Source organism: Micromonospora sp. NPDC049201 (assembly GCF_055586805.1).
The window spans coordinates 480878-497805 of sequence record NZ_JBVJHM010000003.1 but is presented as its reverse complement, the minus strand read 5'-3'; the positions used below and the strand labels follow the sequence as shown (position 1 = coordinate 497805).

The following is a 16928-nucleotide window of genomic DNA, read 5'->3' as shown; positions in this document are numbered from 1 at the left end:
GCGGCCCCCGGCGCTGACTAGGCTTGCGCCGTTCGTCGTCCGCCGTCCGGTCCTCATCACCGAGGGCGCACGTCTGGAAGAGAGCCGGAGCGCATCGTTGTCCCCCCGCACGACGTGAGCCTCGCCGCCGCGGCGCCGGCCCGTCACCCGCTCGCCGGCCGTGTCGGACTCGTCGCGGCCGCCGTCGTCGTACTCGGGGAGATGATCTGGCTGGTCGCCGCCCTGCCCGGCGCGGCGCTGGTCAGCGACCTCGGCGCGACGGCGGTGTCGAGCTGGGCGGCGGTGCTCTGCGTCGGCGCGGCCCGCCGGCACCCGGTCCCGCTGCGGCGGTTCTGGTGGCTGCTCGCGATCACCATGGCCCTCGCCGCGCTCGGCCGTGCGGTGTGGACGGTCGAGCGGCTCAGCGGGATCGACCTGCCACACACGCCGCTGGTCGGCGGGCTCTTCACCGCCGGCATCGTCACCGGCACCGCCGCGCTGCTCTGCTCCCGGACCGGCGGAAGCAGCCTCATCGGGCAGGCCCGCACGCTGCTCGACGGCGTGATCGTCGGGCTGGCCCTGATCCCGATCGGCTGGGTGGTGGTGTTCCGCGACCTCGCCGCCGCCGACCTGTCCGACCCGCTGCGTACGTTCGGGCTGCTCTACCCGATGTTCGACCTGATGCAGCTCACCATCCTGGTGGCGGTCGCCGGGCCGGGCCGGCCGATGTGGCGGGCGCTCACCCTGATCGGCGCGGGCCTGGCGATCCGGGCCGGCGCCGACGCGGTCTACGTCTCCCTCGTCGCGCACGGCAGCTACGCCCCCGGGCACCCGGTCGACGTCTGCTGGCCGCTGAGCTACCTGCTGGTCGGCCTGGCCACCCGCGATCCGGAGCCGGGCGGCGATGACCGGGAGGACGACGCCGGCGAGTCGCCGCTGCCGCCGTGGTGGCGGGTCGCTCTGCCATACCTGCCGGTGGGCGGCGCGATCGTCGCGGTGATGGTGTCCCGGCAGCCCACCGGGCAGACCCCGCACCTGGTCTTCGTCGGCATGATGGCGCTGCTCGGGGTGCTGGCGCTGCGGCAGGGGCTGGCGGCGAACGAGAACCTGCGGCTGGTCGCCCGGCTGCGCCGGCTGGCCTACTCCGACCAGCTCACCGGCCTGCCCAACCGGCTGACCTTCATCCGGCGGCTGCGCCGCGCGCTGCGGGCGGGTGGACCGGTCGCCGTGGTGCTGCTCGACCTGGACGGCTTCAAGCAGGTCAACGACCGGTTCGGGCACGCCGCCGGGGACCGCCTGCTCACCACCACCGCGGCGCGCATGCGGGACGCGACCGGCCCGGACGGGATGGTCGCCCGGCTCGGCGGCGACGAGTTCGCGGTGCTTGTCGCCGGGGACCGCCCGGTGGCCCCCGAGCGGCTCGCCGTGCGGCTGCTCGCCGCGCTCGAACCGCTGCCCGGCGAGGAGGACCTCGGCGTCCACCCGTCGGCCAGCATCGGCATCGCCGAGTACGGCCCGCAGCACAGCTCGCACACCGACCTGCTGCGCGACGCCGACATCGCCATGTACGCGGCGAAGGCGGCCGGCAAGTCCGCCTGGCGCACGTGCACGCCGGAGCTGCGCGAGTCGGCGGTGAGCCGGGCCGAGCTGATCGCCGACCTGCGCCGCGCGGTCGACGAGGGTCAGTTGCTGATGGAGTTCCAGCCCATCGTCGACCTGGCCACCGGCACGGTGCGCAGCGCCGAGGCGCTGGTCCGCTGGCGGCATCCCCGGCTCGGCGTGCTCACCCCGGCGCGGTTCCTGCCGCTGGCCGAGGAGACCGGGCTGATCCTGGCCATCGACCGCTGGGTGATCCACGAGGCGTGCCGGGCCGCCGCGACCTGGCGGGAGCGGGCCCCCGAGGTGACCGTCGCGGTCAACATCGCCGCCGCCCACCTGTGCCGGCCGGACCTGATCGCCACGGTCACCGGCGCGATGGGCGCGGCCGGGCTGCCGCCGCGCGCGCTCACCCTGGAACTCACCGAGTCGGCGCTGATCGAGGGCAGCGAGGCGGTGCTCGACCGGCTGGCCCAGTTACGCGACCTCGGCATCCGCATCGCCATCGACGACTTCGGCACCGGCTACTCGTCGTTGAGCTACCTGCACCGGATCCCGGCCACCGAGCTGAAGATCGACCGATCCTTCGTGGCCCGGCTGGGCGCCGGCGACTCCCGCGCGTACGCCACCGTGGAGATGGTCAACCGGCTGGCCGGCGCGTTCGACCTGGCGGTGGTGGCGGAGGGGGTGGAGACCGGCGCCCAGCACGCGGCGGTCACCGCGATCGGCTGCCGGCAGGGCCAGGGCTGGCGGTACGGCCGTCCGAGCGCCCTGCCGGACCTGCTCCCCACGCTGGCGCACGAGAGAATCAACGGGTGACTTGACCCTCACGCTGCGGGAGGCGGGAGCCTTGGTCGCGGAAGGGAGGGAACCCATGGCGTACACGGTGGGTCAGGTGGCGCGGGCGGCCCGGGTGACGGTCCGCACGCTGCACCACTACGACGAGATCGGGCTGCTGCGGCCGAGCGGGCGGACCCCGGCGGGCTACCGCCGTTACGACGACCGCGACCTGGACCGCCTCCAGCTCATCCGCTACTACCGCGAGCTGGGGTTCCCGCTTGACGAGATCGCCGCGATCCTGGACGACCCGGATGCCGACCCGGCGGCGCACCTGCGCCGGCAGCACGAGCTGCTCTCCGGGCGGATCGGCAAGCTCCAGGAGATGGTCGCGGCGATCGAGCGCGCGATGGAGGCGAGGAAGTTGGAGATCCGATTGACCCCGGAGGAGCGGTTCGAGGTGTTCGGGGACTTCGACCCGGACGAGCACGCCGAAGAGGTGGAGCAGCGGTGGGGTGACACCGAGGCGTACCGGCAGTCGCAGCAGCGGGCCAGCCGCTACTCGAAGGAGGACTGGCTGCGCAACAAGGCGGTGAACGAGGACTGGGGGCGGCGGTTCGCCGCGCTGATGGACTCGGGCGCGCCGGCCGACGGCCCGGAGGCGATGGCGCTGGCCGAGGAGCACCGCCAGCTCATCACCGAGTGGTGGTACGACTGCTCGTACGAGATCCACACCGGGCTGGCCGACATGTACGTGGCCGACCCCCGGTTCACCGCGTACTTCGAGACGATCCGGCCCGGGATGGCCGCCTACCTGAACGAGGCCATCCACGCCAACGCGATCAGCCGGGCCTGAGCCCGCCCGGATGGCACGATGGCCGGATGTTCATCGTCGCCGGCACCCTCTACGTCGATCCGGCCCGGCGGGACGCCTACCTGGCGTCCTGCGCGGAGGCCGTCCGCGCGGCCCGCGCCGCACCCGGCTGCGTCGACTTCGCGGTCAGCGCCGACCTGGTCGAGCCGGGCCGGATCAACGTGTACGAGCGGTGGGAGTCCGACGAGCAGTTGCTCGCGTTCCGTGGTTCCGGGCCGGACGCGGCGCAGGTGACGGCGATCCTCGGCGCCGAGGTGCACAAGTTCCGCATCTCCGGCGTCGAGGCCCCCTGACCGCGGGCGGTCCCGCGGTGCCTGCCGCTCCGGCCGACGGGCAGGGTGCGGTGGTCGCCCTTTGGAGCTGAGTCGTTGGTGCTATCACCAGCCCCAGCCCCAGCCGCAGCCGCAGCCGCAGCCCATGGCGGGCTACGGCTGCGGCGGCCGACCGTGAGTCGTTCCTGCTATCAGCTCCAAAGGAGCGGAAGCAGGACCCGTCCCGCGCAGCCGGCCGCTAGACGAAGACGTCGAGCAGGAGGACGCCGAGGAAGCCGACCACCGAGATGATGGTCTCCATCACCGACCAGCTCTTGATGGTCTGCCCGACGGTCAGCCCGAAGTACTCCTTCACCAGCCAGAAGCCGGCGTCGTTGACGTGCGAGAAGAACAGCGACCCACAGCCGATCGCCAGCGCCAGCAGCGCCACCTCGGGGCCCTGGAGCGTGGCGGCCAGCGGCGCGACGATGCCGGCGGCGGTGATGGTGGCGACCGTGGCCGAGCCGGTGGCGACCCGGATGCCGACCGCGACCAGCCAGCCGAGCAGCAGCGGCGACAGGTTGGCGCCGGTGGCGGCGTCCGCGACCAGGTTGCCCACGCCGGCGTCCACCAGCACCTGCTTGAAGCCGCCACCGGCGGCGACGATCAGCAGGATGCCGGCGATCGCCGGCAGCGAGCCACCCAGGAAACCCGAGACCTGGGTGCGGCTGAAGCCGTTCCGGTAGCCCAGGAAGACCATGGCGAAGATGACGCCAGCGAGCAGCGCGACGATCGGGGTGCCGGCGATGTCCAGCGCCTTGCGGCCGGCGGTGTCCTCGTCGAGGGTCAGCTCGCCGATGGCGCGCAGCAGCATGAGCGCCACCGGCAGCAGCACGGTGACCACGGCGGCCCAGAGCGCCGGCGCGCGGCGGGACCGCGGCCCGGCCGGCTCGTCGATCGACGCGCCGGGACGACCGGCGCCGGGGTTGACCAGGTCGTCCTCGGTGACCAGGTCGCCGTCGGCGTCGGCCCGCCCGCCGCCGGGGCGGGTGGGGCTGCGGTCCCCGGCGACCGCCAGATCGCGCCGGGTGGGCAGCAGCGCCTCCGGCGCGGTGGCCGGCACGTACCGGGAGATGAAGTTGCCGAACACCGGGCCGGCGATGATCACCGTGGGGATCGCCACCAGCAGGCCGAACGCGAGCGTCTGGCCGAGGTTGGCGCCGAGCGCGTCGATCGCGACCAGCGGACCCGGGTGCGGCGGCACCAGGCCGTGCAGCACCGACAGGCCGGCCAGCGCCGGGATGCCGATCTTCATCAGTGGCACGTCGACCCGGCGCGAGACCAGCAGCACGATCGGCACCAGCAGCACCACGCCGACCTCGAAGAACAGCGGCAGGCCGATCAGCGCGGCGACCCCGGCCATCGCCCAGGGCAGCGCGCCGCCGGAGACCCGGCTCACCACCCGTTCGACGATGCTGTCCGCCCCGCCCGACTCGGCCAGCATGCCGCCGATCATCGCGCCGAGTGCGATCAACAGGCCGACGCCGCCGACCGTGGAGCCGACGCCGCCGCTGAACGAGGTGACGATCTTGTCGGCGGAGACGCCGGCGACCACGCCCAGCACCGCCGCGCCGAGGATCAGCGCCAGGAACGGGTGCACCTTGCCCCAGGCGATGAGCACTACCACCGCCGCGATGCCGAGCAGCGCGGCGACGACGAGTTGGGTGTTGCCGGCGTTCGTGAGTGGTTCCGCCGGTGCGGCGAGCAGTGTGACCACGGCTATCACGACCTCTGTTCGGTCATTTGGGTGGGGCGGTGGGTGGTGGCTCCGGCGGCAGGCTCGGGGCCAGCCGCCGCAGCGACGCGAACGTCGGCACGAGCGCGTCGTACAGCTCGGAGAAAAGCGGGAGCAACGCCGCGTACGTGGCGGCGGCGGCGGGATCGGGGCGGACCGTCTCCTCGATCCGGACCAGGTCGGCGGCGACCTCGACCGAGGGGATCAGGCCGAGCGCCTGCATGCCGAGCAGTGCGGCGCCGAACCCGGAACCCTCGTGCCCGGCCGGGAAGCGCACCGGCATGCCCAACGCGTCGGCCAGGATCTGCCGCCACAGCGGGCTGCGCGCGAAGCCGCCGCTGGCGCGGACCTCGCGGACCTCGTTGCCGGCCGCCCGGACCGACGCCAGGACCAGCGCGAGCTGCTGGCAGACCCCCTCCAGCGCGGCCCGCACCAGGTGGGCGCGGCCGTGGCCGTGGGTCAACCCGACGTACGCGCCGCGCGGCAGCGCGCTCCAGTGCGGCGCCCGCTCGCTGAGCAGGTACGGCAGCATGATCAGCCCGCCGGAGCCGACCGGCGCCTGGGCGGCCAGGCCGAGCAGTTCCTCCTCGGCGTGCTCGCCCAGCTCCGGGGCGAGCGCGTCGTGGGCCCACTGGAGCACGATCCCGCCGTTGTTGATCGCGCCGCCGACCACCCAGCGGTCCTCGGTCAGCGCGTAGCAGAAGACGCCGCCCAGCGGGTCCACGCCGGGGCGTTCCACCATCACTCGCATCGCGCCGCTGGTGCCGATCGAGCAGGCCACCACGCCGGGGCGGACCGCGCCGAGCCCGAGGTTGGCCAGCGGGCCGTCGCCGGCGCCCACCACGAGCGGGGTGTCCGCCGGCAGGCCGGTGGCCCGGGCGGCCTCGGCGGTCAGTCCGGGCAGCACGTGCGTGGTGGGGACGAGCTGAGGGAGCTGCTCCTCGGTGATGCCGGCGACGCGCAGCGCCTCGGTGTCCCAGGCCAGCCGGTGGATGTCCATCAGGCCGGTGGCGGAGGCGACCGAGTGGTCGGTGACCAGCGCCTCGGCGAGCCGCCGCAGGACGAGATCCTTGATGCCGACCCAGTGCGCCACCCGCTCGTGCAGCTTCGGCTCCTGCTCGGCGAACCAGACCAGCTTGGACAGCGGCGCCATCGGGTGCACCGGCGTGCCGGTGCGCCGGTGCAGGGCCAGCCCGGACGGCGCGGCCCGCAGCCGTTCGGCCTGCGCGCTGGCCCGGGAGTCGGCCCAGGTGATCGACGCGGTGAGCGGGTTGCCGTCGGCGTCCAGCCCGATCAGGCTGTGCATCGCGGTGCTGAACGACAGGCCGGCGACCGGCCGGCCCAGCTCGTCGACGACCGCGCGGATCACGCCGAGCACGGCCTGGTAGATCAGGTCCGGGTCCTGTTCGGCCCAGCCCGGGTGCGGCTCCTCCAGCGGGTAGCCGATCGAGTGGCTGGCCAACTGCCGGCCGTCGGTGTCGAACGCGACCGCCTTGCTGCTGGTGGTGCCGATGTCTACGCCCACCACGACGGCCGCGTCGCCCACCGGTGCACCTCCACTCGCCGCCGGGGGCCGCGGACGCCCCGCCCTGCGGCTGACGTTACCGACGTGCCCACCGGCCCGCATGGCGAAGCGGGGTGGCCGGGGGCGGGCCCACACGAAACGTGAATCACCGCAGCGCTTTCCCCCGATTGCGACCGTCAATCAGCCAATCGGTCTAATTGGTAACTTTTGCGTGTCTTCGTACCCCCGAATCACCGTTGACACCAGTGACACCCCGGTTGGTGGGCTCGCGCGGCGGAGGAGTCGGCGTGGCGATGACTGATTCGACGGGTTCCACATGGCGTTACCGGTGGGCACACCGGCAGAACGAACGGCGGCAGCGGGCCTTCCGCGCGGCCGACGAGGCGTGGCGACGCCGCGACGACGAGCTGCGTCGCCTGCGTACCCTCGCGGTTTCCTTTCACGGCTCGGTGCGGGCCGGCGTGGGCCTGCCGATGGAGCTGGCCCCCGGCGAGGTGGTCTTCTGGACGCTGCCGGCCGCGCAACTGGTCGAGGTGCGGCACACCGCCGTGCTGCCGGCCCCCGAGCTGACCGTCGACCCCGACCCGGCGGTGCTGCGCCCGCGCCGCCCCGAGGGGGTGCGGGTGGCCGACGCCGGGTTGGCCGTGCTCACCAACCGGCGGCTGGTGCTGCTCGGCGGGCGCGGGCGGCGCGACTGGGTGTACGGCCGGATGACCGGGCTGTCCCACGACCCGGCCGCGCCGGTCACCCTGATCCAGGTGCTGGACCGGCGGCGTACCTCGGGGCTGCTGCTGCCCACCGGCGCGGCGGCCGACTTCCGGTTCACGCTCACGCTGGCCTTCGCCGACGCGATCGAGCAGCGCGCCGCGGTCGTCGCCGAGCTGGACGCACTGCTCGACGAGCACGCGGAGTCCCGCCCGCAGCGCCCGGCCGTGCTCACCCCGGGCCAGGCCCGGCCCGCCGCGCTGGTGCCCGGCGGCCGGCGGACCGTCGCGGTGGGCGCGGCGCTCGCGCTGGCCGTGCCGGCGATGCTCGTCGAGTCCAACCCGCCCACCCGGGCCGGGTCGGAACGCGCCGCCGCCGCCACCCCGGCGGCCACCGGCACGCCCGCGCCACCGGTCGTCGCCCCCGCCGTCCAGGTCCGGCCCAGCACCGACCCGGAGTCGCGCCGCAGCCGTCCCGCGGCGCCGCGCGGCGCCGTCCCGCAGCCGGCCACCGAACGGCGCTGCGGCGCCCCGGTGAACCCCTTCGGGTACGACTTCTGCGGCGGCGACCGGATCCGCAAGCCGGCCGCCGGCGTCTGCGACTGGTTCGAGTGCGTACCCGGGTTCTGGTCCGGTCGGGGCTGGCTGGTGCAGTGCCGGGACGGCACGATCAGCCGGACCGGCGGCCAGCGCGACGCCTGCGCCAACCACCGCACCCTCTTCAGCTGAGGTGTAAGGCGGGGCCCCCTGTTAACGCTTCCGGTATAGGCGGGGCCCCCGCTTAACACCCCGGCCGCGCAGCGGCAGCAGGCCGGCCAGGACCAGCGCGGACCCGACCGGCAGCAGGTCCAGGTTCACCGCGATCGCCACGAACCCGACCAGCACCAGCACCGGCGCCCACACCGGCAGCAGCCGCGCCGCCGCCGCGCGGTAGAGCAGCACCAGCAGACCCAGCTCGAACAGCGCCGGCCCGCCGACGAGCACCACTCCGGGGGTGTCCACCGCGTCGGCGAAGCGTGGGAACAGGTCACCGAGGATCACCCAGACGAAGGCGGCGGCACCGACCAGGCCGGCCAGCGCGGCCACGTCGTCGAGCGTCCGCAGCCGGCCCGACGGGGTACGCAGCAGGCCGTGCAACCCGACGATCAGCGCGCCGAACCCGAGCACGCCGAACAGGAACAGGGTGTGCCCGGTGTTCCACGCCCAGGCGCCCTTGTCGCTGTGCCCGTCCAGGCGGTCGAGCAGGCGCAGCAGCCCGTAGCCGAGCAGCAGCAACGCGGCGGTCACCGCGACCGGCCGCAACCAGCGGTACGCGGGACCCGTCCGGGAGTCGAGAAGGTTCATTGCCCCAGCGTGTCCGCCGCCCGTCGCCGGGACATCCGGGAGCCGCCCCGCAGGCTCCCGGATCAATTCGTTCGCCTCCCGTAGGGGTGCTCGACTAGCGTCCGGCCGTGTCCCGCACCGTGACAGTGGTCCTGGTCGACGCCGCCGGCCGGCCGCTCGGCGCGCTGCCCCCGTTCGACGTGCCGGACCCGTGGTGGCAGCAGGTCGCGTCGATCGTCGACGGCGTCCGCCACCGGCACGGCGTCGACGTGGCCGTGCTGCGGCTGCTCGACGCCGACCGCCCGCACCCACCCGGCGGCCACGTCCGCTACCTGGCCCAGCTCACCGGGGCCTCGGCCGCCGCCGCGGCGTCCGGCATAGCCCTGGAGCCGGTCGTGGTGGACCTCGCACCGCACCCACTGCGCCAGCCGTGGGCGGAGCCCGACGGCCCGGCCCGCAGCGTGGCCTGGGCCGTCGACGAGCTGCGCCGCCTCGGCCGCCCGGTGACCGCCGTGGCGCAGCAGCGCACCTGGAACCTCTCCGCGATCTGGCGCCTGGACACCCCACCGGGCCCGGCCTGGCTGAAACACCTCCCCCCATTCGCCCACCACGAACCCGCCGTCCTGACCTGGCTGACCACCCTCCCGCTCCCCACCTCCCTCACCTCCCCGGTCGATCAAGGAGTTCGTGTCTCCGTCGATCTCGCCGGCGCCGCGAACTCCTTGGTCAACGACGCCGGGGTCGGGCCGGGGGTGCTGGCGGTGGGTGGGGAGGGACGGGTGCTGGTGGAGCACGTGCGGGGGGAGGACCGGTACGGGGCGGGGGAGGCGGAGCTGGCCGGCATCTCGGTGGTGCACCATGCGGTGCAGGTGGGAGCCGTGGGGGAGGTGGGTCGGCTGGTCGCGGACGGCGTACCCGACCTTCGCGGGATGCGGTTGGGTGGGTGGATCCGGAGGTGGCTGGCGGGGCACGACGTGTCGGTCGCCGCGGAGCTGCTCGACGGGCTCGACGAGCGGCTGCGGCGGGTCCGCGACTGCGGGCTGCCCGACACGCTCGTGCACGGCGACCTGCACCCCGGCAACGTCCGCGGCGACGGCACCCGGCGCGTCGTCATCGACTGGGCGGACGCGTTCGTCGGCCACCCCGCGTTCGACGTCCTGCGTCTGGCCGAGGGCCTGGCCGTGCCGGCCGCCGCCCGGCTGGTCGACGCGTGGGCCGACCGGTGGCGGGCCGACGCGCCCGGTTGCGACCCGCACCGGGCGGTCGACCTGCTCCGGCCGGTCGCGCCGCTGCGGCTGGCCGCCGGGTACGCGATGTTCCTCGCCGGCATCGAGCCGAGCGAGCACCCCTACCACGCACTCGACGTGCCGGCCGCGTTGGCGCGGGCCGCCACCGAGGTGCGCCGCTAGACCCGGCGCACCGGGATCCACAACTCCGCGTCGGCGGTGCCGCCGCCCTCGGCGATCCGCACCCGGGAGATCTCCGGCCCGGGGCGGATCTCGTACGGGTTGGACGGGAACCACTGGGTGAACACGTCCCGCCAGAGGTGCTGCAACGCCTGCGGGAACGCGCCGGAGCTGCGGAAGACCGCCCAGTCGCCGGCCGCCACCGGCAGGGTGTCCAGGTCCGCCGGCACCGGGCCACCGGTCACCACCGCGTGCCAGTAGTCCAGCTCGGTGCCCTCCGCGCGGGACCCGGCCAGGTCGTCGCTGACGTTGACGATGCCGCGCGGCTCCTGGTCGGACAGCGCCTCGATCCGGCGTACGGTGTCCGGGTCCACGCCCCTGACGAACGCCACGATGTGCGGGTTCATCCCCTCGTGGACCAGCGGCACCCGGGCCTTACGGCCGGCGAGGTGGCAGGCGTCCTTGGTCACGATCCGGTAGTCCATGCTGCGGCTGCCCTCGACGACGAGCCGGAACGACATCCGGGGCTGGGACCGCAGCACCGCACCGGTGCGCCGTGCCTGCGCCGGGCCGACGCCGTGCACGGACCGGAACGCGCGGGCGAACGCCTCGTTCGACCCGTAGCCCCACCGGATCGCCACGTCGAGCAGCGACTCCCGGTCGGCGAGCACGTCGGCGCCGGCCAGCGTGAGCCGGCGACGGCGCACGTACTCCGACAGCGGCATCCCGGCCAGCGCCGAGAAGAGCCGCCGGAAGTGGTGCTCCGACGTGCAGGCGACGCGGGCCAGCGCGGCCACGTCGAGCGGCTGGTCGAGCCGTTGTTCGAGGTGGTCCATGGCCTGGTTGAGCCGATCCAGCACCGGATGCTCCTTCCTGGGTTCGCCCTCGACGCCATGGTTCCGGCTGCCCGTGACCCCGCCCGCACCGGCCCCGTCCCGGTCGGCTGAGCCGCCACTGGCGGGGGTGTCGCATCATGGCCTCGTGATCATGCGGAAGCGACACCACAAGAAGAAGAAGCACCGGGACTGGTGCGACTGCGACTGCGATCTGCTCGACTGTGACGGCCCAGGCTGCTGCGACCTGGGGCTCTTCTCGACGCTGCTCACGCTCGGCTCGGTGACCGCCGGCCTGGTGCGGACGCCGGCCGTGGACCGGGCCGGCCGGGCCGCCATCCTCGGCTACCGGCGCTGGCTGTCGCACCGCTGGCCGGGGACCTGCCGTTACACGCCGACGTGCAGCGCGTACGGGCTGGCCGCGGTGGAACGGCACGGCCTCGCGGTGGGTGGCCGGATGGCCGCCGACCGGGTCCGCCGGTGCCGCCCCGACGTGCCGCGCGGCACCCACGACCCGCTGCGCTGACCGTCGGCCGGCACGCGGTCAGGGAACCGACGTGGGGCCGCCGAAGACGACCGGGACGCCGGGGGAGTGCAGCACGCTCACCGGCGGCCCGTCCGGCGCGGGCAGGCCGGCGGCGGTGACCAGCTCGTCGTCCAGGTGCAGCAGTTCGGCGCGGTGCAGCGGCCACCGCGGATGCCAGTTCGGCAGGTGCCGGGTGCGCCCGTACGCCCGGGTGTGCAGGCCCCACCGCGCGGTGAGGAAGTGCTCCAGCGGCGTCGGCTCGGGGATCGGCGCGCCGACCCGGACGGTCATCCGGCTGGCCGCGCCGGCCGGGCCGGGCCAGCGCCGCCGGGAGTGGTAGGTGAGCGTGTCGCCGGCCCGCTCCAGCCGCATCGCCGACCACTTGTAGGGCAGGCGCAGGCCGAGCTGGGCGACCAGCACCGGCACCAGCCGGGACGCGTCCAGCGAGCGGAACACCACCGCCCGCCGGCCGGCCCCGTCGACCGAGTAGAGCCGCACGTTGGTCTCCCAGAACGTGCCGAAGTAGGGCACCCCCGGCCCGCGGCCGAACCCCAGCCCGACCATCCGGAAGCCGATCAGCCCGACGTAGCTGAGCCCGTCGAGCGTGTCGGGACGGGTGCCGGCCGGCAGCAGCGGCGCGACCCGCTCCGGCGGCACCGCCCAGTGCAGGAACGTGAGATCGTGCCAGCGTTGCGCCAGCCAGGCCCGACGGATCGCGCGTGCGGGCGTGTGCTCGACCGGTTCGATCTCCACCCGACCATCCTGCCTCCCCGCCGGGCCGGCGGGTCACTCCGGCCGGTGGCAGACCGCCTCGACGTTGTTGCCGTCCGGGTCGCGGACGAACGCGCCGTAGTAGGCGGCGTGGTATTCCGGCCAGACCTTCGGCGCGTGCAGCACTTCGGCGCCGGCGGCCACCGCCGCGTCGTGGAACGCCTGCACGGCCGCCCGGTCGGGCGCGGTGAACGCGATGTGCAGCGGCGCCGGGGCGGCGTCGGCCGGCGCGGGCTCGACCCAGAAGTCGGGCGTGTCGACGCCGTAGCCGATCGGCCCGGGCTCCATGATCCGCCGGCCGCCCAGCGGGGCGAGGACCGTGTCGTAGAAGGCGCCGCTGGCCCTCAGGTCGCGCACCGCTACGGAGAAGTGGTCGAGCACGTCGTCTCCCTGTGATCGTCGAGAACCCCGCCAGGCTACGAGCCCACTACGACACTTCCCGGGCGTTCGGGCGCCGCACTCCCGCCCACCCGCCGGGCGGCACGCCGCCGCCGGGCGGTGTCCACGCCGACGAGCAGGCCGGGGAGCGCGCCGAGCAGCCAGATCACCCCCACCGGCCAGTGGATCAGCGCGCCCACCGCGCCCCGGATCCGCGGCTCGTCGCCGACCACGTAGGACGCCTCCGGATCCGACGTGCGGCAGGTCAGCGTCCACGCCCCGGCCGCCGGCAGCCGGACCGAGGCGACCCAGGCGTAGCTGGCGGCGTCCCCGCCGTAGCCGCCGGGCGGCACCCGGACCGGCTCCGCCACCCGGACCGCCGCGCCCGCGCCGGTGAGCCGGCAGTCCGGGTCCGCCGGTGCGAAACCCACCCCGAAGATCGCGTACGCCCCGGGCGCCGGCACCGTGACCCGCCCGGCCGACGTCGCGTAGGGGCCCGTGCCGCCGTACTCCCGAAGGGGTTCCCCGGTCGTGCTGCCCTCGGCGCCGAGCCGGACCGCGGACTGCGTCAGCAGCGCCCCGAACACGACGGCCAGCGCGCCGACCAGGTAGCCGCGCCGCGACGGCGGCCGGTCCCGGCGGGGCAGGCGCGCGCCGGCGGCGTACCCGGTCAGCGCGCCGGCCACCGCGAGCGCCAGGCCGCCGAGCAGCGCCCGCCCCCAGCGGGCCTCGCCGGTCAGCGGCACCACCCAGCGGAAGAACGCCAGCGACGCACCCAGCAGGACGGCCGTGACCGGCGTGGCGACGGCCACCGCGAGCGCGGGGCCGGCGACGCCGCGACGGCGGGGCTGACCGGCCGCGACCAGGGCGGCGAGCACCGGCGACGCCAGCACCGGCCACCACAGCGCGGGGGCGAGCGACGGGTCCTCCTCCCACCGGTGGGTCACCTCGAAGAAGAGCAGCGGGACCGGCACGGTCGCCAGCAGCCACGCCGCCAGGACACCCGGACCGGGCCACCGAACGCTCATCCACCGATCCTCGCACGCCGTTCATCGACACAACCGCGCGTGCCGTCCGAAAAGGATTGGTCACCGACGGTAGGATGCTGGCGAGACAGTCGAACTCCACGGGGGAAACGATGTTCGAGCGACTGGGCAGGTTCGTCGTCGGCAAGGCATGGTGGGTGATCGGCGGCTGGGTCCTCGCCGCGATCGCCGTGGTGGTCACCAGCCCGTCGTTGAGCGACATCACCTCGGCCGACCAGGAGAGCTTCCTGCCGCGCTCCTACGAGTCGGTGCAGGCCACCGAGCTGGGCGCCAGGGCCTTCCCGCAGGCGGCCACCGCCACCGCCACCATCGTGGTCAAACGCGGCGACGGCACGCCGCTCAGCGCCGCCGACGAGGCTCGCGTCGGGCAACTCGCCCAGACGCTGAAGGGCCGGAACATCCCGCAGACCTCCGGCTACCTGACCGGCCCGCCGGCCGTCGCGCCGGACCGGTCCGTGCAGATCATCTCCGTCGGTCTCGACGCCGAGAACCCGGGCGACCCGAAACTGCTCGACGCCGTACGCGACCTGCGCGCCGCGCTCGGGCCGGACCTGGCCGGCAGCGGCCTGACCGCCGGGGTGGCCGGCGACGTGGCCAGTTTCGTCGACAACGAGGACACGTTCAACTCGGCGTTCGCGATCGTCGGCGTCGCCACCATCGTCCTGATCATCGGGCTGATTCTGATCATCTTCCGCAGCCCGATCGCCGCGCTGCTGCCGGTCGTGGTGATCAGCGTGGTCATGTCCGTCACCACCGGGCTGGTCGCCGCCGCCGGCAAGGCGTTCGACCTCAACGTCAGCCAGGACCTCCAGACCATCCTGCTGATCGTGCTGTTCGGCATCGGCACCGACTACATCCTGTTCCTGCTGTTCCGCTACCGCGAACGGCTGCGCGCCGGCGACGACAAACGCACCGCGATGATCGTCTCGGTGCAGCGGGTCGGGGAGGTCATCACGTCCGCCGCCGGCGCGGTCATCGTCGCGTTCCTGGTGCTGCTGCTCGCCTCGCTCGGCTTCTTCGGCTCGCTCGGCCCGGCGCTCGCCATCGCCGTCGGCGTCATGCTGATCACCTCGCTGACCCTGATCCCGGCGATCGTGTCGCTGCTCGGCCGCTGGGTGTTCTGGCCGTCGAAGGCGTGGCAGCGCCAACCGAAGGCGACGCTGTCCCGGCGGCTCGGCGCCGCCGTCGGCCGCCGACCCGCCGTGGTGGCCGCCGCATCCGGCGCGCTGCTCGTCGCGCTCGCCGCCGGCGTGCTCAGCTACCAGGCCGACTACGACTTCAGCACCGGCTTCCCGCAGGACACCGAGTCGGCACGGGCCGCCAAGGACCTCCAGCGCGGCTTCGCCGCCGGCGCGCTCGCGCCCACCGAGGTCTACCTGACCACCGGCAACGGCACCCCGCTCACCGACCAGCAGGTGAACGCGTTCGCCGCCGCGTCGGCCGACGCGCCCGGCGTGGCCCGGGTGCAGCCGGCCGAGCGCAGCACCACCGACCCGAGCGTCGCCCGGATCAACGTGCTGCTCGACGAGAACCCGGTCTCCAACGAGGCGATCGCCCTGGTCCGCGACGACCTGCGCGACGCGCTGCACGCCAAGGCCCCGCAGGGCACGAAGGCGCTGGTCGGCGGCCCGACCGCGATCTTCGCCGACATCAACTCGGCCAACAACCGGGACCTGTCGGTGATCCTGCCGGTCGCCGCCGCCCTGATCGCGCTCATCCTCGGGCTGCTGCTGCGCAGCCTCGTCGCGCCGGTCTACCTGGTGATCGCCGTGCTGCTCAACTTCGCCGCCACGCTGGGCGCGACCGTCTACCTGTTCCAAGGGCTCCAGGGCAAACCCGGCGTCACGTTCCAGCTCCCGATCATCCTCTATTTGTTCGTGGTGGCGATCGGCACCGACTACAACATCCTCATGATCGCCCGACTCCGCGAGGAGGCCCGCGAGGGCCACGAACCACACCGGGCCGCCGCCATCGGTGTGGAACACGCCGGCCCGACCATCGCCGCGGCCGGGCTGATCCTGGCCGGCACGTTCGGGGTGCTGATGCTCGCGCCGATCTCGTTCCTCCAGCAGATGGGCTTCGCGGTGGCGATCGGGATCGTGCTGTCCGCGTTCGTCATGTCGATGTTCTTCGTGCCGGCGCTGACCGGGCTGATCGGGCACAAGGCGTGGTGGCCGGGGCACGGCGACGAGCGGCGCGACGGCGGCCGGCCGGCCGAACCGGAGCCAGCCACCGTCGACGTCGGGTAGTCGGCCGGGTCACGCCTCGCCGGGGCGCACCAGCCCACTCTCGTACGCGATCACCACGAGCTGGGCGCGGTCCCGGGCGGCCACCGGCGAGCGGGCCGCCGCGGCCAGCACCCGACGGGTGACGGCGGGGGAGAGCAACGCGTCCCCGGCGCGGATCGCCTCGAACAGGTACTCGTCGCGCTGCTGCGGTTCGTGCGCTCGACCGCGCTGGCGGGTGAGCTGGGCTGACCTGCGGCAACTGCGACCCCGGGGTGTCGCCGGCCGGCCGATGCGTGGCTGTGGTTGAGTACCCCGGGTACGCGGCGGCCCACAGCCATGGAGACGTGATGACCGACGACATCCGGGAGATCGAGGTCAAGTACCGGGTCGCGGAGCCCGACGCCCTGATCCGGGCGCTGGCCGCCAAGGGAGTCGTCTTCTCGGCGGAATCGCGTCAGGACGACCAGGCGTACGCGGCCAATGGGTGGGACTACGGGCAGAGCAAGCAGGGCAGAACCTTCGCCCGGCTGCGTACTCAGGACGGTCGGCACCTGTTCTGCGTCAAGACGCCGCTCGACAACGAGCTGGCCTGCCAGGAACACGAGACCGAGGTGCTCGGCCGCAGCGAGATGCACGCGGCGATCCTGGCGATGGGCTTCCACCCGACGGTACGCATCATGAAGACCCGCCGGACCGCCCGCCTCGGTGAGATGGTGCTCTGCCTGGACGAGGTGGACGGGCTCGGGGCGTTCTTCGAAATCGAGGCGATGGTCGGCGACGGCCGGGCGGCGACGCAGGTGCAGGCGGAGCTGGACCAGTTCGCCCGGTCGCTCGGGGTCGCGCTGGACCGCAGCACGGCAACCTACGACTCGCTGATCAGGGCGGCGTCGGCGGTCGTGGTCTGAGCGGTCGGCGA

16 protein-coding genes are annotated in these 16928 nt (G+C 74.2%); 8 read left to right on the top strand and 8 right to left on the bottom strand.

Going from position 1 to position 16928, the window contains the following annotated elements; translation table 11 throughout:
- Window positions 1-114 precede the first annotated feature (114 nt).
- Genes ACZ6O5_RS09440 through ACZ6O5_RS09430 form a run of 3 tightly spaced genes read left to right on the top strand, consistent with a single transcriptional unit; the run spans window position 115 to window position 3519 of the window.
- Window positions 115-2394, top strand: coding sequence for a putative bifunctional diguanylate cyclase/phosphodiesterase (locus tag ACZ6O5_RS09440; protein WP_465975768.1), 2280 nt, complete (start codon window positions 115-117; stop codon window positions 2392-2394).
- Window positions 2395-2449: 55 nt separating this feature from the next.
- Entirely contained in the window at window positions 2450-3208 is a 759-nt protein-coding gene (locus ACZ6O5_RS09435) for a MerR family transcriptional regulator (protein WP_405092593.1), read from the top strand.
- A gap of 26 nt (window positions 3209-3234) precedes the next feature.
- Window positions 3235-3519, top strand: a complete 285-nt coding sequence (locus tag ACZ6O5_RS09430; RefSeq protein ID WP_281943896.1) for a putative quinol monooxygenase — start codon at window positions 3235-3237, stop codon at window positions 3517-3519.
- A 217-nt stretch (window positions 3520-3736) separates the two neighbouring features.
- On the opposite strand, the gene ACZ6O5_RS09425 is transcribed toward ACZ6O5_RS09430, so the two are convergent.
- A complete protein-coding gene (locus ACZ6O5_RS09425; RefSeq protein WP_465975765.1) occupies window positions 3737-5254 on the bottom strand; it encodes a GntP family permease in 1518 nt (505 codons plus the stop codon).
- A 22-nt stretch (window positions 5255-5276) separates the two neighbouring features.
- Window positions 5277-6818: a gluconokinase gene (locus tag ACZ6O5_RS09420; protein ID WP_465975763.1), complete on the bottom strand. Its 1542-nt coding sequence runs from the start codon at window positions 6816-6818 to the stop codon at window positions 5277-5279.
- 266 nt (window positions 6819-7084) lie between these two features.
- Here ACZ6O5_RS09420 and ACZ6O5_RS09415 point away from each other — a divergent pair, with 266 nt between their 5' ends.
- Window positions 7085-8230, top strand: a complete 1146-nt coding sequence (locus tag ACZ6O5_RS09415) for a hypothetical protein (protein ID WP_465975762.1) — start codon at window positions 7085-7087, stop codon at window positions 8228-8230.
- Window positions 8231-8251: 21 nt separating this feature from the next.
- Here the strand turns inward: ACZ6O5_RS09415 and ACZ6O5_RS09410 are convergent, their stop codons facing one another.
- Window positions 8252-8845 (bottom strand): hypothetical protein, encoded by a 594-nt coding sequence (locus ACZ6O5_RS09410; RefSeq protein ID WP_465975760.1) that lies wholly within the window; start codon window positions 8843-8845, stop codon window positions 8252-8254.
- Between the two features lie 107 nt (window positions 8846-8952).
- On the opposite strand from ACZ6O5_RS09410, the gene ACZ6O5_RS09405 reads away from it, so the two are divergent.
- Window positions 8953-10233 carry a phosphotransferase family protein gene (locus ACZ6O5_RS09405; RefSeq protein WP_465975758.1) on the top strand — a complete coding sequence of 427 codons (1281 nt, stop codon included), beginning with the start codon at window positions 8953-8955 and terminating at the stop codon, window positions 10231-10233.
- Here ACZ6O5_RS09405 and ACZ6O5_RS09400 read toward each other — a convergent pair.
- Window positions 10230-11090 carry an AraC family transcriptional regulator gene (locus ACZ6O5_RS09400; protein WP_465975756.1) on the bottom strand — a complete coding sequence of 287 codons (861 nt, stop codon included), beginning with the start codon at window positions 11088-11090 and terminating at the stop codon, window positions 10230-10232. The two genes, ACZ6O5_RS09405 and ACZ6O5_RS09400, sit on opposite strands and share 4 nt — an antisense overlap.
- Window positions 11091-11217: 127 nt before the next feature.
- Between ACZ6O5_RS09400 and yidD the strand changes: the two genes are divergently transcribed.
- Entirely contained in the window at window positions 11218-11589 is a 372-nt protein-coding gene (yidD, locus tag ACZ6O5_RS09395) for a membrane protein insertion efficiency factor YidD (RefSeq protein ID WP_281944185.1), read from the top strand.
- 18 nt (window positions 11590-11607) lie between these two features.
- Here yidD and ACZ6O5_RS09390 read toward each other — a convergent pair whose 3' ends face one another.
- Genes ACZ6O5_RS09390 through ACZ6O5_RS09380 form a run of 3 tightly spaced genes read right to left on the bottom strand, consistent with a single transcriptional unit; the run spans window position 11608 to window position 13766 of the window.
- Entirely contained in the window at window positions 11608-12342 is a 735-nt protein-coding gene (locus ACZ6O5_RS09390) for a YqjF family protein (RefSeq protein WP_465975754.1), read from the bottom strand.
- Window positions 12343-12375: 33 nt separating this feature from the next.
- Window positions 12376-12741 carry a VOC family protein gene (locus tag ACZ6O5_RS09385; protein WP_425785929.1) on the bottom strand — a complete coding sequence of 122 codons (366 nt, stop codon included), beginning with the start codon at window positions 12739-12741 and terminating at the stop codon, window positions 12376-12378.
- 35 nt (window positions 12742-12776) lie between these two features.
- Window positions 12777-13766: a hypothetical protein gene (locus ACZ6O5_RS09380; protein ID WP_465975752.1), complete on the bottom strand. Its 990-nt coding sequence runs from the start codon at window positions 13764-13766 to the stop codon at window positions 12777-12779.
- 110 nt (window positions 13767-13876) lie between these two features.
- Here ACZ6O5_RS09380 and ACZ6O5_RS09375 point away from each other — a divergent pair, with 110 nt between their 5' ends.
- Window positions 13877-16033 carry an MMPL family transporter gene (locus ACZ6O5_RS09375; protein ID WP_465975750.1) on the top strand — a complete coding sequence of 719 codons (2157 nt, stop codon included), beginning with the start codon at window positions 13877-13879 and terminating at the stop codon, window positions 16031-16033.
- Between the two features lie 9 nt (window positions 16034-16042).
- On the opposite strand, the gene ACZ6O5_RS09370 is transcribed toward ACZ6O5_RS09375, so the two are convergent.
- Window positions 16043-16171, bottom strand: a complete 129-nt coding sequence (locus ACZ6O5_RS09370) for a hypothetical protein (protein ID WP_465975748.1) — start codon at window positions 16169-16171, stop codon at window positions 16043-16045.
- A gap of 188 nt (window positions 16172-16359) precedes the next feature.
- Between ACZ6O5_RS09370 and cyaB the strand changes: the two genes are divergently transcribed.
- A complete protein-coding gene (cyaB, locus tag ACZ6O5_RS09365; RefSeq protein WP_465975747.1) occupies window positions 16360-16917 on the top strand; it encodes a class IV adenylate cyclase in 558 nt (185 codons plus the stop codon).
- Window positions 16918-16928: the final 11 nt, after the last annotated feature.

What these genes read in the sequence shown, in the direction of transcription:
- ACZ6O5_RS09435 (WP_405092593.1), top strand. Translation starts at nt 2,450, where the DNA reads ATGGCGTACACGGTGGGTCAGGTGGCGCGGGCGGCCCGGGTGACGGTC.
- ACZ6O5_RS09430 (WP_281943896.1), top strand. Translation starts at nt 3,235, where the DNA reads ATGTTCATCGTCGCCGGCACCCTCTACGTCGATCCGGCCCGGCGGGAC.
- ACZ6O5_RS09410 (WP_465975760.1), bottom strand. Translation starts at nt 8,845, where the DNA reads ATGAACCTTCTCGACTCCCGGACGGGTCCCGCGTACCGCTGGTTGCGG.
- yidD (WP_281944185.1), top strand. Translation starts at nt 11,218, where the DNA reads ATGCGGAAGCGACACCACAAGAAGAAGAAGCACCGGGACTGGTGCGAC.
- ACZ6O5_RS09380 (WP_465975752.1), bottom strand. Translation starts at nt 13,766, where the DNA reads ATGAGCGTTCGGTGGCCCGGTCCGGGTGTCCTGGCGGCGTGGCTGCTG.
- ACZ6O5_RS09375 (WP_465975750.1), top strand. Translation starts at nt 13,877, where the DNA reads ATGTTCGAGCGACTGGGCAGGTTCGTCGTCGGCAAGGCATGGTGGGTG.
- cyaB (WP_465975747.1), top strand. Translation starts at nt 16,360, where the DNA reads ATGACCGACGACATCCGGGAGATCGAGGTCAAGTACCGGGTCGCGGAG.